Raw genomic sequence first — 22,617 nt, forward strand, 5'->3', positions numbered from 1 at the left:
ACCGCGCGGCTCGTACGAATGCGACCGAGTGCGGATCTGCTCGCGGCGGACGTGCGTCCGGTCGGCCAGGCTACGGCGGCGTGCGGCCGTCAGGGTGGCGCGGCAACCGCGTTCGTAGGTGGCACCAGCGACCATCGAGCGGCGCTGCAGCTCGATGGGTCGAGACAGTGCCGTTGGTCATCGACGGTCACCACCGTCGACAAGTGACGGGACTAAAAGATGGCTCGGCGGGAGCGAGTGAGGAATCGACATGGAGGGCCTTCACTGGGAGGGTCGGCCAGCCCACAGCTCGATGACACCGACACCCGAGAAATGTTGTGGTGCAGCGCTGTTGCTGGATGGGCGCTCGACCGTGACCCTCATCGACGGTCGAACGCCCCCATAACCCATGGTGGCTGTCTGGCGCTGTCATTGGTCACGGAGTGCGGGCTTTAAGCGTCGAAGCGCCTTGTGTTTCTCATGGAGATGACGACGCATCGGGGGTGCATGACGGCACGTCCTCAACCTTCGATGTCGTCGATATCGTCTAGGGCGCGTGCGGTGACAGCTGCAAAACCGTCGTCTTCGTAGGTCGCGGCGCACTGAAACGCCCTTCCGTAATCGCAATATGGAAGGGCGTTTCAGTAAAGCTTCGATGACCGACGAGGGCCTATGACCAGGCGGTCTTCATTGGTCCTTCCAGGGCTCCGTAGATGAGACAGTCGCCAACGCCCGTGCACTGGAAGGTCATCTGACCCTGCACTTTATGAACCGGCGAGTAAATCATGGGGGTTACCCACGTGTTGTAGTCGGGATGGTCACGGTCGGAGTCACCGTTGACTCCGAAGCTGAACGACTGTGTGTAGCCAGTATCCTGAACCGCAGCCATCTCCAGCGGAATCATCGACATCATGATCCCACGGTCGTATTTGACCCATCGCACCCAGTTCGTCTTGCACGTAGGTGACCAGCGAACATCCAGTCGTCCAACCTCGGTCTCTTCGAATACCGTCGTGTAGGCGTCCGCAGCACATCCCGACTCCGTGGGGTCTGCGCCCGAGCAGTAGTCCCCGTAACAGGTCACGGGGGCGGCGTTGGCCATAGTCGGCAGCGCCAGACTTGTCGAAATTGCTAGCGCAGCTAGGGCTGCTCCCGTCCAAGCTCTCGCAGTACGCGTCATGACGTCCCTTTCGCAGTCCTGGAAGTTCGATCCCCTTCAACGTTAGATCTGAGTCGAACAATGTGCGAGTAAATTGAACTGTTTGAGATACCTGTTCAGGTAACCTCAGTCGAAGTTCGGAAAGGGGCCAACCATTGGACGGTAGACAGGAAGCGGGTGCCCGAAAGCGGCGGCAGTCGGTCGATGCGATCGCAGAAGCGGCAGAAGCCTTGATTTTCGCAACCCTCAGAGAGGGTAGGGGCCTGTCCAGTCTCAGCCTCCGAGCGTTCGCGGCAGCTGCGAACCGATCGCCCTCGACGGTCTCAGCCGCGTTCGGTAGCACCGAGGCAATTTTCGCGGAGGTAGCAACCCGGTTGAAAACAAAGGGCCAGGTAGTCCCGGAAGCTGTGCAAGTCCGGGCGCGCTCGCATGTCGAGCGTCAACTTCACAATGCAGATCCCCGACGTGGTTGGCGTCTCCGACTTCAGAACACGCCTCCGTCGGATCTCAAGGGTCGGTTGGCCATCTACACGGCGGCCGCCGCGATGGATCCGTTACGTCGAGCGGAGGCTGCATGCGCTTTGTCCGAGGCCTACTTGAACACCTCGGACGGGGCTAGTAATGCGCTTCTGTACGCCGAGGAGTGTTTGTTGCTATGCGAGGGCCGCGAGATGCCCGTCACGTTCATGCCGATCGCTATGGAGGCAGCCCGGCTCGCAGCAACGGCCTCGCGCTATCTGTCGAGAACCCATCCATCCCAGGATTTACCTAATTTGGTGCGTGTAAGAGGGTTCAAGAACCAGGAAGCGGAGTTCGCATCAGCCATGCAGATGAGGGTTGCCGCTGCGATGGCAACCTTTCATTCCCGACGCGCAGACGCGCTCATCACAGGTAGTCGGTCGAACGAGCTGGCTGCGTTGAACGATGCGGTCGCGGCCCTGCGTGACTTGCGTTCACAGGGCCAAACCATTCCAGACGATTCCCTCGCGACGGTGGCCACAAGGGTCGAGTGCTACCGCCTCGCTTACCCGAACGATCCAGCCGGGTCGGATCTGAACGCCGCGCGTGAATTACTGATGCACATGTTTCAGCGCGCTACACGTTCGACCACTCGGCGTGAGTTGGAGAGTTTGTTCAAAGTGACAAGGCACGCAACAGAACTCGACGCTGTTGCGCCTCAGCCCACAGATTTGCTTCAGGCTTGGCGATACGGTGTTGTTGGGATGCTGGGGCTTGCCAAATACCTTCTTCACCTTGCTGAGCATCCGAATGCGTTGGACCTGAGTGCTGTCCTGAAGGAGGGGAACTCAGGTACGCAGCAAGATCAGTTGCGTACTGGTGCTGCAACGATCTTGTTGGACATCTGTAACAACACGACACGAAGAGGGTCCGCCGGCAAGCTCAGGTTGCAGGCGAAAGCGTTGCTTGATGAGCTACAGGCCGGTGGAGTTGAACCGGATTCGCACGAAAACCGCCGACCGGTAGGCTCTTTCGACAAAGCACTCAGCGAGATCGAGGCGCTTGTGGTAGCTCTACTTATCGGCGAGACGTTGGACCGTAAACAGATCGCGAAGCTTATACGGACATTGCAGCCAATCGTTACGTTTCTTTCAAGGCCGACCGGTGACGCTGCGGCGCATACAAAAAATGGTTGCGCAGAAAATCACACTGTGTCGTTCGGCCAGTTCTAACCCAGGTAAACGGATTGGTACGGCAGGAGCGGCTACGCAGGCCGCGAATACGCGGTCCCCTGTGCGCGACCGACGTGGGGAACGGGCAGAGAATCGAGGGAGTGCGGACATGAGGGCCTTCGTCGGTGTGAGCGCGTCGGCCAGGACACGGCCACCGGGACGGACGCTGCTGAAAAGCGGTCGATGGGTTCTGACCACAGGACGCTCGACCGTGACCTCATCGACGGTCGAACACTCCAGCCAATTTAGCGTATGGAACAGACACGTCGCGGGTGTAGTCGCACTACCTGCTGCTGCGTCTCTAGAGGGGTGGAAGTCGTGCATGAGACCGCCGTGGACCGGCAGCATGGCGAGCATGGGCGATGTCATCGAGTTCGTGCCGCGGTTCTCCCCTGACCGATCGGCGGCGGGAGCTGATGCGGATACACGCGTGGGTGTGCGCCGACAGTGCGTACGACGACATCGAGGAACGCGGAGACGATCCCGTCGACCCGACCGAGTGGTGGAATCTGTTCGATCGGTTGCCGGAATGCACGTACAGCGAGTCCGCCCTGTGGCGGCGTCAGATGGCCCGATCGTATGACGACCTGGCCGAAGACCTCGACGCCGGCCAGCTTCCCCGTCCTCGCACGATGGCAGAGCAACTGGCGCTCATGATCGTCATCTTGCACGCCTCGGCTGCGATGTCCGATGCCGAGTACGGCGACGACGTCGCAGCTTTGGCTTCTCACCCGCGAGACGGCGATTGGGATGCCGTGTCGGACGGTCTGACGGACGACCGTGACGCCGAAGCCTTCTACCACCCCGCCACCGCCATCCGAGGGCTACAGGTCTTCCCCTGCCGCACGTGGTTTACCGCAAGGGTCGGCGAAGACCCACGCGATCCTCGCCGAGGGTTTCGTCGGTAACCTGCGCACCCCTCACCCTCGTACTGGGTTCCGTGCCGGCGCATCGGGACCGCGTGCCCGGCGGCGCGCTTCGCTCCCCTCCATCCACGAGCCAGCGCCCACCTCGGGCCGCGCAGGCATTGTCGGCCGGTAAGATCCCTGCGGGTCCGGGTCACCTTCCGGCGCGAATCTGGGAGCTTTGTGGACATGCCAACGGACACCGAAAACACATACGAGAGCAAGACGGTCCGCGCGGTCCGCGGCCTCGAGTCTCGAACGATCGAGAAGATGGAAAGCGGAGGCTGGGAGGTTGTCTCTCAGACACCCGGCAGAATCCAGACGGAAATCATGTTCCGACGCCCGGCACCCAGGTCTCGCCGGGTCCTCTGGATTGTCGGTGGCGGAGTGTTCGCGCTTGCGCTCGCGGTCATCTTCGCCATCGGGATTATTGGCGAAAGGGACACTGATTCAGCGGAAACTGCCAGTCCTCCGTCGAGTGAGAAAGCTGCACCGAGCGAGCAACCGTCCATCGAAGCGACAGTCGCGGCTCAGGCACCACAGCCGGAGCCCAATGACGTTGTTCTTACGCCTGAGAACAGTCCGGAGCTCGCGACTGTGCTCGCATTGACTGACTACTGCTCCCCGGACATCGCGGCGTTCGCGGCGGCTCATCGTGGTCAGACGATTTCGTTCCCGGGCAGCGTCGGCGACATCGCACCCTACGAGGGTGCAAGCACTAGGTATCTCATCCTGCTCGGCGCGGGCGACTTCAGCGAAACGTCCGCGCCCGGACCCGCTTTCCAATTCCGGGATGTGAACACCACCGACGATATGCGCTGGGGCGGCTCGGTACCAGACACGATCGTCGTCGGGACCAACCTGAGCATCACGGCGAAGGTCGACCGCTACGAGGAGCGATCGTGCCTGTTTCTCCTTGAGCCGGTTGCTACATCCGTTCGCTAGCTTCAGTGCGATGTCGCCGGTATGGCTTGGCCGTCACAGCGCCGAGCTGGCGTCCAGCATGGTCAGCAGCTAAAGACAGCCAGCGGCAGTACCTCGCTGCGACAGGCGCTGCGCACCCGAAGATCGTCGTCGAGAACGACGGCGTCTAAATCGCGTTGGATCTCGACGCGTTTGCATGATGTGGAGCCTGAGGGAAAGAGAGCGCCGTCGGAGCTACTCGATATCAGCTTCCTGCGCTGCGGGAGCAGGCTCGCGTGTACCCGATGCGATCACCACCTCGTGAAACTTCTGCCCAAAGTTAGTCACTTGGAGAACGCCTTTCTGATAGTCAATACGAGTAAAGCCCTCTGTCTCGTATTGCTTGCGTGAGTCGACCACAATCGGTGTCGTCTCGGCCCATGCGTACAGTGCCGGGTCGGTCAGAGTGGTGATGTAACTGACGTTTACCAGGCCCAGTCGAATCCAGTTGTCGACATACATCGCGTTGACTGGGACGTGCACTTGACGTCCCTCTTCCCTCCAATCCAGTACGTGCGTCGCCACATCGCTGAACCCCTGCGCGGTCGGGTCCTCCGCACGCGCCGAATTAAGGTGCACCTCAATGATCGCGTGAAGAGGGACAGTGAGTATGTCCGCGAGAGCTTTTGCCTCCTCAGTATTCAGTTGTCGAATCACCTCGGCGAATGACGGATGGGCAGTGTCTCGTACTCGTGCATCCGACGCGGTCGCCAGCAGGTTCAAGTACATCTCTTTGAGCTCTGGCTCCTCCACCGTGTAAGAGATGCCCTGGATGGTCGGTCCTGCAATCGACGTTCTCGGAGTGACTACCTGGTCCTCCGGTACGTCGGCCATTCTTGCTGCCATCTCGTCATTGAAGTGATCGTTGAAGTAGTCCTTCTGGATGCCCACTAGCCGTCCGAGAGGCTGCCAGATCTTCAATCTGATTTGTTGCTTGACCGCCATACGTTTTGCGAGCGAACGTGCTGCGGGGTCGAGATAGCCAGACTCTTGGGCAGCCTTGAGCAACAGGTCTTTCTCTTTCGAGTCCTCCTCTGTTGCTTTGGCGACAGACTTCGATACCGCCGCGCCGGCCGCAGCTGCGCTTACTGGATCGACCATGCGTATCTCCTGACTGGACCCAAGACTGGGATGTTGGTTCGATGCTAGCGACTTTCGACTGTTGTCCGATCCGACCGTGCCTTCGGCAGTAGGCACATCGTGCGGGTACTAGTTTCCTCCGTTTGCGTTGCGGTTGATGACGCTGATTTGGACGCAGTCGGAGACTGCTACGCCGAACTCATCTCCTGCACTGATGTCGAGAGCTCGTCTGCCATCCGGGAACGATGTTCGCCGGCGCGCGTCACCCGACAGGGAGTAGATGACCCCGTCTCGTTGCGCCCACACGTCCGAACTCGACAGTCGTGTCCCGGCACTGTCCATGATGTTGGCTCCGATGTATGCCACATCGCGTTGGCCGTAGACCAGGAACGCGTCTTCGAGATGTTGGTCTGCTTCGAGGAATGCGGCATCGATCGATGCGATGACGAAGGGGGAAGGGGTGTTGCACGAACTAGGTAGGGGACGTTGTGCGGCGGGTGGGTTTGTCGGTGCCGCGGAGGACGTTGGCGGGGGTGACGACGTCGTTGTCGCATAGGGCGATTCGATCTGGCTTGCGGTCGTCACCTCGGAGGTGATCCTTCCGTCGGATCTGGTCCCGGTGCACACGATGGAGTAGCGCTCGGGTGCACCGCTGGATCCATAGAACAGGTCGGAGGTGCCTACGGTTCGGTAGGTGTCACCGTCGACTGTCGTCGCGTAGCCAGCGATCCCCACCGGTTGAATCGCGGTACTGAAGCGAACCCCGAGAGCGTCCACGCACGCAGCTTCCGCTGCGTCGATCTGCTCGGGGGAGCCGGCCGCCACTGTGGGTGTCGGTGAAGGCGAGACAGCCTCCGATCGGCCATCGTCCTTGGTGCCGACGACAACCGCGACAACAGCGGCCGCCGAGAGGACAGCGATGAGTGCTGTTCTGTTGCGGTGCCAGGGCTGCCGCAGTGCCGCTCGGTCCTCGGTGACCACGGTCCCGTTCTCCGCGCTGTTCGATGCTGCGTCCGGGCTCGGCGAAGAGACTTCCTCGGCAGCGTTGTGTGTCACGGCACCTGCCGTGGCCGGCGAGGTAGGTCGAGAAGGTTGGGACGTCGCCGAAGTCCATCGCTGTCCGTCCCACCACCGTAGGTAGTCGTTGCCCTCCGGGTCTCGGTGCCAGCCAGGTGGGGGCGGAGTTGTCATCGGCAATGCATACCAGACGGTTCCGTCCATGGCCCTTCGGTCGCCGTCGCGGTTGCCTCCAACTGTGGATCGGACGTGGTCCTCATGTGTGGATGTCCGAGAGTTTCCAGGCCGCTCCGCTTGATATCAGGCACCCACAAATCGGGCCCGAAATCCACAAACGGGACAACCGCCGTCCGCGCGCCTGTGGTGCGAGCCCCGCTCAAGCGTCTCGGTTTCACCGCATGACCAGGTTGTCCCCGTCCCCCGTTAACTGATAGACAGGCTCGATCAACTTCTCGGTCGGTTGTTAGCCGTCTATGCCGTGTTCGATGTCGTCCAACACACCGAACCCGTCGCGATCGGTCTTGCACACATACGACGAAAGCCCCGAAACCACTATGGTTTCGGGGCTTTCGTCACAGATAACTCAGACGTTCAGATCCTCGTCTCGACGGTTCTTGATGCGAGAGGTCGCGATGAACGAGATTGCGGCCAGGATCATCAGGTAGATCGAGATCGACATCGAGGTGCCTGTTCCCTTGAACAGTGCCTCGGAGATCGTGGGAACGAAAGCTCCACCGAGCACCGTGCCGATGGCGTAGCCGATGGATGCGCCGCTGAATCTGACTGCTGCGGGGAACATCTCGGCGTACAGAGCCGGCTGCGGACCGTACGACAGCCCGAGTCCGACGGCGAAGAGACCGAGGGCCACGTAGATCCAGTGCAATTCGCCGGTGTCGACGAGCAGGAAGAACGGGATGGCGCACAACACCATTGCCGCGTTGCCGAGGTTCATGATCGTGGTTCGGGCGTAGCGATCGGACAGATACGCGCCGAGGAGGGTGAAGATTCCCCACACGATGGCCGCGAACAGGCTGGCCACCAACACGTCCACGCGAGCAAGTCCGTGTTCACGCGTCGAGTACGCCACGATGAATCCACCGACGATGATGTAGCCGTTGCCGTTGGTGCCGATGAACGACAGCGCAGCCAGCATGACCTGCTTCTTGTTGGTACGCCACAGTGCGCGAACGGGAGTGTGGTTGCGCTCCTTGCGTTCTGCGAGCTCCTTGAACACCGGAGTCTCCTCGACACGGCGGCGGATGTAGAAGCCGACGAGGATCAGCACGAAGCTGATGAGGAACGGGATGCGCCAGCCCCAGGCCTCGAACTGCTCCTCACTAAGCAGGCCGGTGCACAGCGCCAGAGTTCCCACCGCGATGAGCATGCCGAGTGGGACACCCATCTGGGTTGCTGCGCCGTAAATTCCGCGCTTGCCCTTCGGGGCGTGTTCGACGGCCATCAGTGCCGCGCCGCCCCACTCGCCGCCGGTGGAGAATCCTTGCAGGATGCGCAGCAGAATCAGGATGATCGGAGCCCAGATGCCGATGGTCGCGTAGGTCGGCAGCAGTCCCATACCGACCGTGGCAGCACCCATCAGGGTGAGGGTCGCGATGAGGACCTTCTTGCGACCGATCTTGTCACCGAAGTAGCCGGCGACGATGGCCCCGAGAGGACGGAAGACGAAGCTGATACCGATGGTCACGTAGGCGACCAGCTGTCCGGACGAGCCCATGGGCGCGAAGAACAGCTGAGCAAAGATGAGCGACGCAGCCTGCGCGTAGATGAAGAAGTCGTACCACTCGACGGTGGTTCCGACCATGCTGGCCATCGCGGCGCGGCGATGCTCACGCGACACCCCGGCGGGCGTCTCGACCTGTGTTGACATCGACTTGCTCTCGTTTCGTTCGGGCTCCGGCGCTCCGGCGCTCGGGCATCGAGCGGCCGTTCGGAGTGGGGCGGGGCGGGTTGCGATGGGTGAAGGATGGCGACTACGTGCAAGCGCAGAATCGGATAAAACTCACCGTCCATTCGGTCGGTAATTACTGTGACCGGCGCCACCGTAGTTTGTCAAGGTGGTCGCGTACATAACAAGGCGATGGACGCACTTCGTCGGAAACTACCGACCGGGGGCTCTCGCTTCGTCCGAAACGACGCAGACGCGGGCAGTGACGCCGGTCATACTCGAACTCATGGCCGCACCTACGTCGACTCTCGTTCACCCCTCGCCGGTCATCGACGAACTGATGCGCGCCCTCGGTGCCGACGCGGTGGTGACCGACCCCGACATTCTCGCCAGTTACCGGCACGACGCCGCAGCTCTGTGCGAATCCGCCCTGCCACTGGTGGCGGTACTGCCGACGACAGAATCGGACGTGCAAGCCATCATGGAGATCGCGTCGGCACACCGCGTTCCTGTTGTGCCACAGGGAGCATTGACCGGCCTGGCCGGAGCAGCGAACGCCAGCATCGGAGCCATCGCCCTCAATACCCGGCGCATGAACAAGATCGTCGAGTTGGACGTCGTCAATCGCACCGCCGTCGTGCAACCCGGTGTCACCAACAAAGAGTTGAAAGATGCTGCCGTGCAGCAGGGATTGACGTACCTGCCTGATCCATCCAGCTGGGAGGCGTCGACCATCGGCGGCAACATCGCCACCAACGCCGGCGGCCTGTGCTGCGTCAAATACGGGGTCACAGCACGATTCGTTCGTGGGCTGCGCGTCGTACTCGCCGACGGCCGCGCGACGTTCGTCGGTCGACGCACCGTCAAAGGCGTGGCTGGGCTCTCTCTGGCCGAACTGTTCGTCGGCTCCGAGGGAACGCTCGGCATCATCACCGAGGCCACCGTCGGCCTCGACTTTCCCAGTTCAACTCCGCTGACGATGGCCGCGACCTTCCCGTCCACTGTCGCTGCAGGAGAGGCAGTGTCGAGGATTCGTGCGGCAGGTATCACCCCGAGCCTGTTCGAGTTGTTGGACCGCACCACCATCGCCGCTATCGACGCCTACGCCCGGATGGACTTCGGCACCGACGCCGCGGCCGTGCTGATCGCCCAATCCGACATCGGTGACGGTGCAGTGCAGGAGCTCGAGGCTATCGCCGCACTGTGCACCGCGGCCGGTGCGACCGATGTGGCCGTTGCCGAGGACGAGGTCGAATCGGAGCAGCTCGTGCAGGCCCGTCGACTGGCGTATCCGGCACTCGAGCGTCTCGGTTCACCGTTGGTCGACGATGTGTCCGTACCCATTTCGCAACTCGCCACGATGATCGACGAGGTGGGTCGGGTGGCAGACCGGCTGGGTATCGTCATCGGAGTCGTCGGCCACGCCGGTGACGGGAATATCCATCCGACGGTCATCGTCGACCCCCTCGACCCCTCATCGTTGGCCAAGGCGCACAGCGCGTTCGACGAGATCGCGGCCTTCGCCCTCTCACTCGGTGGAACCATCACCGGCGAGCACGGGGTGGGTCTGCTCAAGCGGGACCTACTCGAGACCGAACTCGATCCGGTCGCAGCAGAACTGCAGCGCGGCATCAAGGAATTGCTGGACCCGCACTACTTGCTCAACCCCGGGAAGGTCCTCACCGCCCGGCCCTGAGCCGGAGCGACATCCACACCAGCAACCGGGTGTCCGCGTCGTCGAGATCGAGACCGAACAACTCCTTGGTACGCCGGAGTCGGTAGCGGAAGGTGTTGGGGTGCAGGTACAGCGATGCAGCTGCGGCGGCGACGTTGGACTCGTGCGCCAACAACGCCAACACCGTCGCGGCGTACTCGGTACCTTCCGAAGCATCGCAGGAAAGCATCCGTTCGACGGCAGGCAACGCCAACGACACTTCCGACAGAGCCTTCCCTGCCCTGCGCAGCGTGGCGTGGACTCGGACCTCCTCGAACATGATGGTCGGAGAACCGTCCTCGCAGGCGTCGAGCGCCCACTGCGCATGCACTCGAGCAGTCATCGGGCGCTCGTCCGGTCCACCGAGCGCGAACGTCACCGGAATTCCGAGGGCAGATACAGCCCTGCGTCGAACGTGCTCGAATTCGTCTACGGTGAGGGGGATTTCGGAACGCAGCACGAGGAAGGCAGCGCCGTCGATCACGACAGCACCCGAGTCGAGCTGTTGCCCGAAGGTCAGGTCGAGCATCCCCCGCAGTCGCGACGCGGCGGCGTCCGGCCGGTCCGACTGCACCCGAGTGGCCAGCACTGTGTACAGCTGCCCATCAGGTGTGACGGCGGCTGGATCGGTCAGTAGTTCACGTGCCCTGGGCTTTTCGACGCCCACAGCCTGCGGTGACTGACTCAGCAGCGGTATTGCTTCGGCGGCTGCTCGTAGCAATGCGGCCATCGCGGCCGGCTCGGGCGGCGACACCGCCGCGGTGGGGACGATGCACCAGATCGAACCGAGATATTCGCCGCCACTGGTTACAGGCACGGCCAGGCGAGGTAGCACCCCGGCTACGGCCACGATCCGCACAGTGGAACTGCGCCGGAACTCCTCGTCGGTATGGTGCGCCATGTACTCGGCCGGAACCTGCTTGCCGAGAATTCCGTCGCGCCGCACGTCGTCGATCGGTTGCCCGGGCAGCGACGAGTAGGCCACGACGTAGCCGGCCGGGTCCATCACCGATACCGCGCCGCCCACAGCAGCCGCCGTGGCGTCGGCCAAGGCAGACAGATCGGCAGTGGTCATCGACTCACCGTACTTCCGAGCAGATCCGACTACCTGGCCACGGTGCGACTGTCACCTCGGAATTCGGCGACCAGCTCGTCTCGACACGTCACCGACACGTCGTAAAGGCCGTTTCGGCCGAACCGGGCACGTTCGACGGCATCGGCAACCAGCACGTCCCCGGCCTTCGTCGGACGGAGATAGCGGATGTCACAGCGGGCCGCGACGGCCGAGTCCTCGTGGGAGTTGCAGGCCATCGCGAACGTGGTGTCCGCCAACAGGAACACGTAGCCGCCGTGGGTGATGGCGTACCCGTTGACCATGTCCTCGGTGACGACCATCGACATTCTCGCGTGGCCGGGTGACAGCTCGATCAATTCGATGCCGAGCTTTCGAGACGCGTCATCGACCTCGAACATCTCGCGTGCAATAGGCGAATCCGTCACGGCTGCAGCACCGATCGCTCGTTCTGGGTGAACATCGTGACTCCGCCGGTCGCGAAGTTGCGCAGATCCTTGCCTGCCGCCTTCATCTCGGGCGAGGCCAGTCCGGTCTTCAGCGATGCCTCGTCCACGAAGTACAGACTGGCGATCGCGTAATGCGGCGGTGGTGAATCGTCGAGCGAGTCGAGCGTGCCCCAGGTGAAGTCGATCAGACCGGGGACAGCACGCGCGAGGGGCACGTGCACGTCGGCGTAATGACGATCGAATGCGGCAGGATCCTCGGGCATTCCGTAGCAGACGGCTACTCGCACGCTCATGACGCGGCCTCGGGCTTCGCGACGAGAGTGAGCACGTCGTAGGTCGCGACCGGGTCACCGTCCTGGTTGACGACCACTGCGTCCCAACGCACCTCACCGTAGTCGGCGCTCTGACGGGGTGTGATGAGCTTCGCCGTCAGCGTCACCGTCAGGGAATCCTCGGCCTTGACGGGCGTCAGGAAGCGGAGGCTGTCGACACCGAAGTTGGCCAGGACGGGGCCCGGTGCCGGGTCCACGAACAACCCTGCGGCGAGCGAGACCACCAGGTAGCCGTGCGCGACGATGCCGCCGAACAACGGATTGGCCGCTGCCGCTTCGGGATCGGTGTGCGCGTAGAACGTGTCGCCGGTGAATTCCGCGAAATGATCGATGTCAGCACGCGTGACCTGTCGGGGCCCACCGATGATGGTGTCGCCCAGTTTCAGTTCGCCCAGATTCTTGCGGAACGGGTGGACGTCGCCGGTCGTCTGCTTCGCCCCGGCGACCCACTTGTTGCCGATGGCCGTCAGGACGTCCGGGGTTCCCTGAATTGCTGTGCGCTGCATGTGGTGCAGGACGCCGCGGATACCGCCGAGTTCTTCACCGCCGCCTGCTCGGCCCGGCCCGCCGTGCACCAAGACCGGCAGGGGCGACCCGTGGCCGGTCGATTCTTTCGCGTCCTCGGAGTTCAACACCAGGATGCGGCCGTGGTACGGAGCACTGCCCAGGACGATCTCACGCGCGATCGCAGAATCCTTGGTCACGAGAGATGCAACCAAAGAGCCCTTTCCGCGGGCTACGAGATCGAGCAGGTCTGCAGTGTTGTCGTAGCCGATGACGGTCGATACCGGCCCGAACGCCTCGATCTCGTGCGGTTCGGGTGCGGTCTTGTCGCCGGCCTTCAGCAGCACCGGTGCCATGAATGCCCCCGCTCGCTGATCCACCGCGTCCGGATCGCCGAAGACCACCGATGCGGACTTGGTCAGTCCACGAATGGATTTGAGGACCTCGTCGCGCTGATCGATACTGGCGAGTGCACCCATGGTGACCCCCTCGTCGGCCGGATCACCGACGACGACCTTCTCCAGCTTTGCCTTCAGCGCCTCGATGACGGGCTCGACCGAGTCTTGCGGCACCAGTACACGGCGGATCGCCGTGCACTTCTGACCGGCCTTGGACGTCATCTCGTTGAAGACATCCTTGACGAAGAGGTCGAACTCTGGATCATCCTGTGCCACATCGGATGCCAATATCGACGCATTGAGAGAATCCGCCTCGGCCGTGAAGTTCAGTCCTTCGCCCACGACGTTGGGATGCGAGCGCAGGGTCGCAGCGGTATCGGCCGATCCGGTGAACGCCACCGAGTCCTGACCACCGAGGTGGTCGAGCACGCCGCGCGCACTGCCGCAGAGCAGCTGCACCGAACCCTCGGGGAGCAAGCCCGACTCGATGATCCGTCGGAACACCAGCTCGGTGAGGTACGCAGTTTGACTGGCGGGCTTGACGATCGACGGCACACCGGCGATGAACGCGGGGGCCAGCTTCTCGAGGAAGCCCCACACTGGAAAGTTGAACGCATTGATCTGCACGGCGACACCGCGGCGCGAGGTGTAGATGTGCTGACCGAGGAAGGTGCCCTTCTTGCCGAGCTGCTCGATGGCGCCGTCGAGGTAGACCGTCTCGTTGGGGAGTTCGCGTCGAGCCTTGCTCGCGTAGCTCAGCACGGTGCCGAATCCGCCGTCGATGTCGACGCCGGAATCGCGGGTGGTGGCTCCGGTGTGCCGGGAGAGTTGGTAGAACTCCTCCTTGCCGGCCATCAGCGTCAGGCCCAACTGCTTGAGCAGGGCTGCACGTTCGTGAAACGTCAGGGCAGCGAGCGCTGGGCCGCCGACGGTGCGGGCGTAGTCCACCATGCCTGCGACGTCCAGACCGCTGGACGACACCCGAGCGATCTCGCTGCCGTCGACGGCGCTCAGCAGCGGCGCTCCCTCATCGGTTGCGGAATACCACGTGCCCTGGGCATAGCTTTCCAGAAGTCTGCTCACAACGCCTCCATCTCACCGTACGTTCGGTCGGTAATTACCATCGCCGTCGGACGCCGAGATGTCAAGACTTGTCGTGCTACGTGCGGCGCAGGCCGTCGAAGGTCAGGGCCACGACGGCGTCGGCCAATTCCTCGACCGATCCGCCGGTGCGCGGGCGATACCACTCGATGAGCGAGTTGACCGTGCCGAACACGAGCTTGGACGTCAGTGCCGGATCCACCCCCGGACGCAGGTCGCCCTCCTCGGCGGCGGCGACCACGAGCCCGGTGACGAAGGAATCGAATTCGCGTCGACGGGCGAGGGCCCGGCGCTCGACGTCGGTGTTGCCGCGAACGCGCAGCAGCAGCGTCACGTAGGGCAGTTCCGCACACAGGATGTCCACGCTGCGGCGGACCAGGTATTCGAGTCGGTCGATGTACCGCCCGGTCGTGGCCCGATCCTCGGTCGTCACCGCGAACAGCGCGTTGAGAGCCCGCGACAGCGCGAGTTCGAGCAACTCGGACTTGCCCGATACATGGTGGTAGATCGAGGACTTGGTGATGCCGAGCCGCTTCGCCAGAACTTCCATGCTGGTGCCGTCGTATCCACGGTCGTTGAAGACCTTGACCGCCACGGCCAACAGCGAATCCAGGTCGTATCCCGGCCGTCCTGGCTGTCCGGTCTTGCGCGGCGCGCGTGCGGTTGTCATTGCCACATCTTCTCAGTCGAAGGCCGATTACACAGCACCACGGGCAGCAGACCTTGCCAAACGACCGAATGTTCGGTTATTAATGACCCAACCGTACGAAGGAGATCCAAGTGGGCGAAGTATTTCTCGTTGCCGGTGCACGCGCCCCGCACGGACGCTATGGCGGAGCCCTTGCCTCGGTGCGTCCCGACGACCTGGCGGGGATCGTGGTCGCCGAGGCCGTCCGCCGGGCCGGTGTGCCCGTCGATCGGATCGACGAGGTGATTCTGGGTGCCGCGAACCAGGCGGGCGAGGACAATCGCGATGTGGCCAGAATGGCGGTTCTGCTCGCAGGACTCCCCCACTCGGTGCCGGGTTACACCGTCAATCGCCTGTGCGCGAGCGGACTGACGGCAGTGGCGAACGCCGCGAGCACCATTCGCAGCGGCGAGGCCGACATCATCGTCGCCGGTGGCGTCGAGTCGATGACCCGCGCGCCCTGGGTCATGGCCAAGCCGGGAACCGCGTGGGCCAAGCCGGGCGAAATCTTCGACACCTCCCTAGGCTGGCGATTCACCAATCCGACCTTCGCAGCCCACGACGCGGGGATCGATCCCAAGATCACCCTGTCGATGGGCGAAACCGCCGAGGAGGTCGCGCTCAGCGAGGGCATCACCCGCGAGGAGTCCGACGCCTTCGCCTACCGCAGTCAGCAGCGTGCCATCGCCGCGCAGGACGCCGGACGCTTCGCCGACGAGATCGTGCCCGTCACGACCAAGAACGGCGAGGTCACCGAGGACGAGACACCACGGCGCGGAACCACTGTGGAGAAGCTCGGCACCCTGAAGACCGTGTTTCGCAAGGACGGCATCGTCACCGCAGGCACCTCGTCGCCGTTCACCGACGGTGCGTCGGCATTGGTGGTGGCATCGGAGGAAGCCGTGAACAAGTACGGCCTCGAGGTTCGCGGACGCATCGTCACCAGCGCAAGTGCCGGTATCGCACCGCACATCATGGGGCTCGGGCCGGTGCCCTCCACACAGAAGGCACTCGCTCGCGCCGGTTGGTCGGTCGAGGACCTCGGTGCCGTCGAACTCAACGAGGCTTTCGCGGCGCAGTCGCTCGGCGTCATCCGCCAGCTGAAGCTCGATGAGAACATCGTCAATGCCGACGGCGGGGCCATCGCCCTCGGTCACCCTCTCGGCTCGTCAGGTGCTCGAATTCTGTTGACGCTGTTGGGCCGGATGGAACGCGAGAAGGCGTCCCGCGGGCTCGCGACGCTGTGTGTCGGCGTCGGACAGGGTGTATCGATGCTGATCGAGGCACCGTGAACACGCTCATCGTCGAAGAACTGACGGACCGCGTTGTCGTCACCCTGAGTCGCGAGAAGCAACGCAACGCAATTGATTCCGAGATGATCGGTGAGCTTCACGAGGTGTGCGCGCTCGTGGAGCAGGATCCGAGAATCGTCATCCTGACCGGCGCGGGCGAGCACTTCGCCGGCGGTGCCGACATCAACCAGCTGCGGGCCCGCACCCGCGACGACGCATTGCGCGGCATCAACCGAAACCTGTTCGACCGCATCGCGGAACTCCCGTTGCCGACGATCGCCGCGGTCCGCGGCTACGCCCTCGGTGGTGGGGCCGAGCTGTCCTACGCCTGCGACATCCGGATCGCGTCGTCGACTGCCGTGTTCGGTAATCCCGAACCGGGGCTGGGCATCATGGCTGCCGCCGGGGCCACCTACCGGTTACCGACGCTGGTGGGAGTGTCCGTCGCGAAGCAGGTACTCCTCGGTGGCCGGACGCTCGACGCAGAGGTGGCACTCCGCTCCGGCCTGGTGCTGGACGTCGTCGACGAGCCCTTGGCCGCAGCGCATTCCCTCGCGGATCGCATTGCCAAGCAAGCACCTTTAGCACTGAAGCTCACCAAGAAGATCCTCGATGCGCCCGGTTCACACCCGTGGGCCGACGACATCGCGCAGGCCGTGCTGTTCGAGACCGAAGACAAACAACGCCGGATGACGGCATTTCTGGAGAAGAAAAAATGACCGCTCCCGTGAAAGTAGCTGTTGTCGGCGGAGGCCGGATGGGCGCGGGGATCGCGCAGGTCTTCGCAGCCCTCGGATCCACCGTCGTCATCGCCGAAGCAGCCGACCAACAAGCAGCCCTCGGCCGAGTCTCGACCGGACTCGACCGGGCGCACGAGCGCGGCAAACTCAGCGAGGATCCCGCTGCGATTCTCGCCCAGGTCTCCACCGTCGCCGGGCCCGCGGATCTCCCGGCCGAACTCGACCTGATCGTCGAAGCCGTTCCCGAGATCCCGTCGCTCAAGGTCGAGGTGCTTGCTCTCGTCGACAAGATCGCCGGGCCCCAGACCGTCATCGCGTCGAACACGAGCTCGATCTCCATCGCCGAACTCGGTGCGGCACTGTCCGATCCGAGCCGCTTCATCGGGATGCACTTCTTCAACCCGGTTCCGGCGTCGACTCTCGTCGAGATCGTGCGCGCTCCCGCTACCTCCGCCGACGTGGTGGAGCGGGTACAGCAGTGGGTGTCGCTCCTGGGCAAGACCGAGGTGCTCGTCAACGACTCCCCCGGCTTTGCGACGTCGCGTCTCGGCGTCTGCCTGGGGCTCGAGGCCATTCGGATGTTGGAGGAAGGCGTCGCGGACGCCGAATCCATCGATCGAGCAATGGAACTCGGCTACAAGCATCCGATGGGTCCGCTGCGGTCGACCGACCTCGTCGGCTTGGACGTTCGGCTCGCGATCGCAGAACACCTGGCGTCGACCCTCGGCGACAGGTTCACACCCCCGCAGTTGTTGCGAGACATGGTTGCTCGCGGCGACATCGGACGCAAGTCCGGTCGCGGCTTTCACGATTGGACGAACGCATGACGGTACGGTTCGACATCACCGACGGCCTGGCGACCATCACCCTCGCGCGTTCCGAGGCACACAACGCGCTCGACGTCGCGACGAAGGTCGCGCTTGCGGAGGCCGTCCAGAGCGCCGCTGCACCCGAGGTGCGCGCGGTGCTCATCACCGCAGAGGGCAAGAACTTCTGCGTCGGCCAGGATCTGGGTGAGCACGTCACCGTGCTCGAGGCCGATCCGGCCACGGCGATGGACACCGTCGGTGAGCACTACAACCCGGTCATCCGAGGGCTCGCAGCGCTCGAGGTGCCGATCGTCGTGGCCATCCCCGGCGCGTGCGTCGGCGCGGGTCTCGGAATCGCTCTGGCCGGAGACATCCGGGTTGCCGGCACCAAGTCGTCGTTCGCCACTGCGTTCACCGGCATCGGCCTGGCCAGTGACTCAGGATTGAGCTACTCACTGGTAGAGGCACTGGGATCGAGCCGGGCCGCCGGTCTGATGCTGCTCGGAGACAGGGTCACCGCCGCACAGGCACTCGACTGGGGCCTGGTGCATCGCGTCGTCGACGACGCCGACGTTCTCGAGACCGCCCGCACGCTGGCCACGACGCTCGCAGCTGGTCCCACCCAGGCGTACCGACAGGTGAAATCGCTGACCAGAAAGCCCGGACTCTCCGACGCCCTGGACCGCGAGGCGCAGGCGCAGACCGCTCTGGGACAGACCGCCGACCACAAAGCCGCCGTCGATGCCTTCCTGAACAAGACGAGAGCCTCCTTCGTCGGCATGTGAGCGGGAGTGGAGCCTGCGGAACGACCCATGTGAACAGAAACTCGACCCCTGCTACGAGGTTTCGCGCACCTGCGGCGAAGCCGCTCTTGTGCCAGGGGTCACTTCGATGCATACTGGTTACCAACCGATCATTCGGTAATGAAAGTAGGACTGATGACCACGTCAAACACCCTGTCCGACGAGACGCTGCAGGACGGGTTCGACGACACCGTTGCCCGTGAGCAGCGCGTCGAGCCTCGCGACTGGATGCCGGACGGCTACCGCAAGTCGCTCATCCGCCAGATCGCCCAGCACGCACACTCCGAGATCATCGGCATGCAGCCGGAGGGCAACTGGCTCACCCGCGCACCGTCACTGCGCCGCAAAGCGATCCTGATGGCCAAGGTCCAGGACGAAGCCGGCCACGGCCTCTACCTGTACTCCGCCGCGGAGACGCTCGGGGCAGACCGCGCCGACCTGACGGTCAAACTCATCGAGGGCAAGCAGAAGTACTCGTCGATCTTCAACTACCCCACCCTGACGTACGCCGACGTGGGCACCATCGGCTGGCTCGTCGACGGTGCAGCGATCTGCAACCAGGTTCCCTTGTGCCGCAGCAGCTTCGGCCCGTACGCACGCGCGATGATCCGCGTCTGCAAGGAAGAATCCTTCCACCAGCGCCAGGGCTACGAGTTGCTCGCGACGATGATGCGCGGCACCGACGAACAGCGCGCCATGGTTCAGGAATCCGTCAACCGCTGGTGGTGGCCCGCACTGATGATGTTCGGCCCGCCGGACGACGAGTCCCCCAACACCGAGCAGTCCATGAAGTGGGGCATCAAGCGCCACACCAACGACGAACTGCGCCAACGCTTCGTGGACATGTCCATCCCGCAGGCGAAGGCCCTGGGCGTCACGTTCCCCGACCCGGACCTGAAGTGGAACGAGGAGCGCAAGTCGCACGACTTCGGCGAGCCCGACTGGTCCGAGTTCATGCAGGTCATCAAGGGCAACGGAGCCTCCAACGTCGAGCGCATCGCGAACCGTCGAGCAGCCCACGACGGCGGAGCCTGGGTCCGCGAGGCCGCGACCGCATTTGCCGAAAGGAACGCAGCATCATGAGGAGCCAAGAAAAGTACCCGAGCACCGCAGAGGGCGGCCACGGCGCAGTACCCACCGAGGGTGTTCCGGTCGAGCCGAAAAGAGAAGCGGTCAAGGCCGACTGGCCGTTGTACGAGGTGTTCCTACGCGGCAAGCGCGGCCTGAACCACGTACACGTCGGATCACTCCACGCTGCCGACGACCACATGGCCCTACGTCACGCTCGCGACGTTTACACCCGCCGCAACGAAGGCGTCAGCATCTGGGTGGTTCCGTCCAACTCGATCGTCGCATCGTCGCCGTCGGAGAAGGATCCGTTCTTCGCGCCGAGTGGCGACAAGGTGTACCGCCACCCGACGTTCTACGAGATCCCCGACAACGTCCCCCACATGTGAGACCCATACTTCAAGAGGACAAGCACTCATGACCGATCACGACAGCGCCTACGAGGGCCTCGTCGACGAGGACTCGCACGGGCAGTGGGCATTCGGGACGAGTTTCGACGATCCGCTCGCCGGAGTCGATACCACCGTTCCCGACGACGTCGACCTGACAGCTCTTGCCGCATACTGCCTCATGCTCGGTGATGATGCGCTGATCAGCTCGCAGCGCCTCGCCGAGTGGAGCACCCGCGCACCGGAACTCGAAGAAGAAGTGGCGCTGGCGAATGTCGGCCTCGATCTCCTCGGCCAGGCCCGGCTACTGCTGGCCCGCGCCGCAAAAGCCGATCCGACGGTGGTGCCGTTCATCTCGGATACCTCCCCCGCACCGGCCGAGGATGCGCTGGCGTTCTTCCGCGACGACGCCGACTTCCGCAACGTACGACTCACCGAGCTCGACAACGGTGATTTCGCCAAAACTCAGGTGCGCCTGCTCGTGTTCTCGACGTGGCGGCTGGCCGTCTTCACTCGCCTGCAGGATTCCCGCGATCCAGTTCTCGCCGCGGTTGCGAACAAGGGCGTCAAAGAGCTGACCTATCACCGTGATTACGCGGCCCGCTGGGTCGTCACTCTGGGCTGCGGAACGGACGAATCGAAGCGACGCGTCCGTGACGCCGTGACGCGGATCTGGCCGTACGTCTCCGAGCTGTTTCACCCCACGGACGAGGAGATCGCACTGGCTGGGGTCGGTGTCGCCGTCGACCCACGCGAGGTTCGCGAAGAGTTCGATTCCGTTCTGGCGCAGGTACTTCACGCCGCAGAGCTGGATGCCCCCGAGGGCAAGTCCGTGGGCACCATCGGCGGCCGCGGTGGTCGACGCGGAATTCACACCGAGGCGTTCGGGCCGCTGATCGCCGAGATGCAGGTCGTGGCGAGAGCGCATCCGGAGGGAGTCTGGTGACAACGATGGAACTCTCGGCACGCGAGATCGCGGCCACCGTCATGGACCCCGAGATGCCACTGCTCACGCTCGACGATCTCGGCGTCCTGCGCGACGTCGAGGTACGCGAGAACGGCAGCGTGCTCGTCACGATCACTCCGACGTATTCCGGATGCCCAGCCATGGCGACGATGCGCGACGACATCGTGCACAAGCTCGAGGATCACGGTTACGCGGACGTCGAGATCGTCACCAGCCTCTCCCCCGCGTGGAGTACCGACTGGATCTCCGAGGAGGGCCTGCGCAAGCTTCGCGATTCCGGTTACTCCACACCAGGACCGGCTCCCGCTCGCACATCCGGCCCGGTCCCGTTGACCCTCACCGTGAAGCCACGCCGAATCGACTGCCCTCAGTGCGGTTCCGCGAACACCCGCCTCACATCCGAATTCGGTGCCACCCTGTGCAAAGCCCAGTATCGGTGCGACGACTGCCTCGAACCCTTCGACCACGTGAAGGAAATCTGATGACTGTCACCGCCGAGCCGGAGCTGAAGAACCTGCGCAACAAGCCATTCCACACGCTGACCGTTGCCGACGTCGAATCGCTCTGCGACGACGCAGCAGCCGTCACCTTCGACGTGCCCGAGGAGCTGCGTGAGGAGTTCGACTTCAAGCCGGGCCAGTCGCTGATGCTCAGCCGCACGATAGACGGCGTCGAGCACCGCCGCTCCTACTCCATCTGCGCCCCGGCCGGTGCACGTCCCCGCGTCGGTGTCCGCGAGGTCTCCGACGGGTTGTTCTCCTCGTGGCTCGTTCGCGACGTCAAGGCAGGCGATCGAATCGACGTTCAGGGCCCCACCGGCACCTTTCACGCCGATCCCGCCACAGCAGGCAGGCACGTCCTCATCGCCGCCGGTTCCGGTATCACTCCGATGCTGTCCATCGCCGCCTCCGTTCTCACCAATCCGGAAGCCGAAGTTGTTCTGCTGTACGGCAATCGCCGCACACGGACGGTGATGTTCGCTGAGGAGATCGCAGACCTGAAGGACCAGTACGGCAGTCGATTCGACGTCATCCACGTCCTGTCCAGGGAGCCGCGCGAGGTCGAACTGTTCAGCGGAAGACTCGACGCCGAACGACTGCGCGAGATACTCGACACCGTCGTCGCCACACCGGATATCGATCATTTCTGGTTGTGTGGCCCGTTCGGGATGGTCACCGATGCCCAACAGGTTCTGGGAGACCTCGGTGTGGCGAAGACCAGCATCCACGCCGAGCTGTTCTACGTCGACGACGTGCCCCCGCCGCAGGAGAAGCACCGCGAACCGGGCATCACCGGACCCAGCAGCGAAGTCACGATCATCCTCGACGGCCGTGAGGTGACAGGTGCACTGCCGCAGGACGAGTCGATTCTCGACTCCGCCGAGCAACTGCGCTCCGATCTTCCGTTCGCGTGCAAGGGCGGGGTGTGCGGCACCTGCCGCGCCAAAATCACGTTCGGCGAGACGGATATGCGGCGCAACTACGCATTGGAAGACAACGAAGTCGAGGCCGGCTTCGTGCTCACCTGCCAGACCTACCCGCTCAGCGACACCGTCACCGTCGACTTCGACGCCTGAGACCACGAGAGAGCAATC

General features: G+C 63.5%; 23 protein-coding genes and 1 pseudogene. 14 read left to right on the top strand and 10 right to left on the bottom strand.

Features of this window, described 5'->3' with window-relative positions; translation table 11 throughout:
* Window positions 1–18 precede the first annotated feature (18 nt).
* On the top strand, window positions 19–207 hold the full coding sequence (locus CH275_RS29485; protein WP_179276115.1) for a hypothetical protein: 189 nt from the start codon (window positions 19–21) through the stop codon (window positions 205–207).
* 442 nt (window positions 208–649) lie between these two features.
* Here CH275_RS29485 and CH275_RS12425 read toward each other — a convergent pair whose 3' ends face one another.
* Window positions 650–1,159 carry a DUF2690 domain-containing protein gene (locus CH275_RS12425; protein ID WP_094678426.1) on the bottom strand — a complete coding sequence of 170 codons (510 nt, stop codon included), beginning with the start codon at window positions 1,157–1,159 and terminating at the stop codon, window positions 650–652.
* Between the two features lie 497 nt (window positions 1,160–1,656).
* Here CH275_RS12425 and CH275_RS12430 point away from each other — a divergent pair, with 497 nt between their 5' ends.
* The 3 genes from CH275_RS12430 (at window position 1,657) to CH275_RS12440 (ending at window position 4,679) form a co-directional block, all read left to right on the top strand.
* Window positions 1,657–2,829: a hypothetical protein gene (locus CH275_RS12430; protein ID WP_143546765.1), complete on the top strand. Its 1,173-nt coding sequence runs from the start codon at window positions 1,657–1,659 to the stop codon at window positions 2,827–2,829.
* Between the two features lie 362 nt (window positions 2,830–3,191).
* A complete protein-coding gene (locus tag CH275_RS12435; protein ID WP_143546766.1) occupies window positions 3,192–3,737 on the top strand; it encodes a hypothetical protein in 546 nt (181 codons plus the stop codon).
* A gap of 186 nt (window positions 3,738–3,923) precedes the next feature.
* A complete protein-coding gene (locus CH275_RS12440) occupies window positions 3,924–4,679 on the top strand; it encodes a DUF4839 domain-containing protein (RefSeq protein ID WP_143546767.1) in 756 nt (251 codons plus the stop codon).
* Between the two features lie 213 nt (window positions 4,680–4,892).
* On the opposite strand, the gene CH275_RS12450 is transcribed toward CH275_RS12440, so the two are convergent.
* The 4 genes and pseudogenes from CH275_RS12450 to CH275_RS12460 form a co-directional block, all read right to left on the bottom strand.
* Window positions 4,893–5,798 carry a DUF4393 domain-containing protein gene (locus tag CH275_RS12450; RefSeq protein WP_094678434.1) on the bottom strand — a complete coding sequence of 302 codons (906 nt, stop codon included), beginning with the start codon at window positions 5,796–5,798 and terminating at the stop codon, window positions 4,893–4,895.
* A 108-nt stretch (window positions 5,799–5,906) separates the two neighbouring features.
* Window positions 5,907–6,833 (bottom strand): hypothetical protein, encoded by a 927-nt coding sequence (locus tag CH275_RS12455; protein WP_256990992.1) that lies wholly within the window; start codon window positions 6,831–6,833, stop codon window positions 5,907–5,909.
* 33 nt (window positions 6,834–6,866) lie between these two features.
* Window positions 6,867–6,998: pseudogene (locus tag CH275_RS30385) on the bottom strand (DUF2510 domain-containing protein); the annotation flags it as partial.
* Between the two features lie 379 nt (window positions 6,999–7,377).
* Window positions 7,378–8,679: an MFS transporter gene (locus CH275_RS12460; RefSeq protein WP_094678438.1), complete on the bottom strand. Its 1,302-nt coding sequence runs from the start codon at window positions 8,677–8,679 to the stop codon at window positions 7,378–7,380.
* Window positions 8,680–8,983: 304 nt separating this feature from the next.
* Between CH275_RS12460 and CH275_RS12465 the strand changes: the two genes are divergently transcribed.
* Window positions 8,984–10,393 (top strand): FAD-binding oxidoreductase, encoded by a 1,410-nt coding sequence (locus tag CH275_RS12465; RefSeq protein ID WP_094678750.1) that lies wholly within the window; start codon window positions 8,984–8,986, stop codon window positions 10,391–10,393.
* Here the strand turns inward: CH275_RS12465 and CH275_RS12470 are convergent.
* The 5 genes from CH275_RS12470 to CH275_RS12490 form a co-directional block, all read right to left on the bottom strand.
* Entirely contained in the window at window positions 10,377–11,486 is a 1,110-nt protein-coding gene (locus tag CH275_RS12470) for a helix-turn-helix domain-containing protein (protein WP_094678440.1), read from the bottom strand. The genes CH275_RS12465 and CH275_RS12470 overlap by 17 nt on opposite strands.
* A 29-nt stretch (window positions 11,487–11,515) precedes the next feature.
* Complete coding sequence (paaI, locus tag CH275_RS12475; RefSeq protein WP_094678752.1) at window positions 11,516–11,884, bottom strand: hydroxyphenylacetyl-CoA thioesterase PaaI; 369 nt, start codon at window positions 11,882–11,884, stop codon at window positions 11,516–11,518.
* A gap of 23 nt (window positions 11,885–11,907) precedes the next feature.
* Entirely contained in the window at window positions 11,908–12,225 is a 318-nt protein-coding gene (locus CH275_RS12480; RefSeq protein WP_094678442.1) for an EthD family reductase, read from the bottom strand.
* A complete protein-coding gene (paaZ, locus tag CH275_RS12485) occupies window positions 12,222–14,249 on the bottom strand; it encodes a phenylacetic acid degradation bifunctional protein PaaZ (RefSeq protein WP_094678444.1) in 2,028 nt (675 codons plus the stop codon). The genes CH275_RS12480 and paaZ overlap by 4 nt, the downstream gene beginning before the upstream one ends.
* Window positions 14,250–14,325: 76 nt before the next feature.
* Entirely contained in the window at window positions 14,326–14,937 is a 612-nt protein-coding gene (locus CH275_RS12490) for a TetR/AcrR family transcriptional regulator (protein WP_094678446.1), read from the bottom strand.
* A 110-nt stretch (window positions 14,938–15,047) separates the two neighbouring features.
* On the opposite strand from CH275_RS12490, the gene CH275_RS12495 reads away from it, so the two are divergent.
* The 9 genes from CH275_RS12495 (at window position 15,048) to paaE (ending at window position 22,599) form a co-directional block, all read left to right on the top strand.
* Window positions 15,048–16,247, top strand: a complete 1,200-nt coding sequence (locus CH275_RS12495) for a thiolase family protein (protein WP_094678448.1) — start codon at window positions 15,048–15,050, stop codon at window positions 16,245–16,247.
* On the top strand, window positions 16,244–16,966 hold the full coding sequence (locus CH275_RS12500) for an enoyl-CoA hydratase/isomerase family protein (RefSeq protein ID WP_094678450.1): 723 nt from the start codon (window positions 16,244–16,246) through the stop codon (window positions 16,964–16,966). The genes CH275_RS12495 and CH275_RS12500 overlap by 4 nt, the downstream gene beginning before the upstream one ends.
* A complete protein-coding gene (locus CH275_RS12505; protein ID WP_094678452.1) occupies window positions 16,963–17,814 on the top strand; it encodes a 3-hydroxyacyl-CoA dehydrogenase family protein in 852 nt (283 codons plus the stop codon). Before CH275_RS12500 ends, CH275_RS12505 begins: the two co-directional genes overlap by 4 nt.
* Entirely contained in the window at window positions 17,811–18,581 is a 771-nt protein-coding gene (locus CH275_RS12510) for an enoyl-CoA hydratase/isomerase family protein (RefSeq protein WP_094678454.1), read from the top strand. The genes CH275_RS12505 and CH275_RS12510 overlap by 4 nt, the downstream gene beginning before the upstream one ends.
* Before the next feature lie 153 nt (window positions 18,582–18,734).
* Window positions 18,735–19,682, top strand: coding sequence for a 1,2-phenylacetyl-CoA epoxidase subunit PaaA (gene paaA / locus CH275_RS12515; RefSeq protein ID WP_094678754.1), 948 nt, complete (start codon window positions 18,735–18,737; stop codon window positions 19,680–19,682).
* A complete protein-coding gene (gene paaB / locus CH275_RS12520) occupies window positions 19,679–20,056 on the top strand; it encodes a 1,2-phenylacetyl-CoA epoxidase subunit PaaB (protein WP_094678456.1) in 378 nt (125 codons plus the stop codon). Before paaA ends, paaB begins: the two co-directional genes overlap by 4 nt.
* Window positions 20,057–20,084: 28 nt before the next feature.
* Window positions 20,085–21,002: a 1,2-phenylacetyl-CoA epoxidase subunit PaaC gene (gene paaC, locus CH275_RS12525; protein ID WP_094678458.1), complete on the top strand. Its 918-nt coding sequence runs from the start codon at window positions 20,085–20,087 to the stop codon at window positions 21,000–21,002.
* A 5-nt stretch (window positions 21,003–21,007) separates the two neighbouring features.
* On the top strand, window positions 21,008–21,505 hold the full coding sequence (gene paaD, locus CH275_RS12530; RefSeq protein WP_094678460.1) for a 1,2-phenylacetyl-CoA epoxidase subunit PaaD: 498 nt from the start codon (window positions 21,008–21,010) through the stop codon (window positions 21,503–21,505).
* Window positions 21,505–22,599, top strand: a complete 1,095-nt coding sequence (gene paaE / locus CH275_RS12535; protein WP_094678462.1) for a 1,2-phenylacetyl-CoA epoxidase subunit PaaE — start codon at window positions 21,505–21,507, stop codon at window positions 22,597–22,599. The genes paaD and paaE overlap by 1 nt, the downstream gene beginning before the upstream one ends.
* Window positions 22,600–22,617 lie beyond the last annotated feature (18 nt).

This window comes from Rhodococcus sp. 06-235-1A (assembly GCF_002258785.1).
Lineage (GTDB): Bacteria > Actinomycetota > Actinomycetes > Mycobacteriales > Mycobacteriaceae > Rhodococcoides.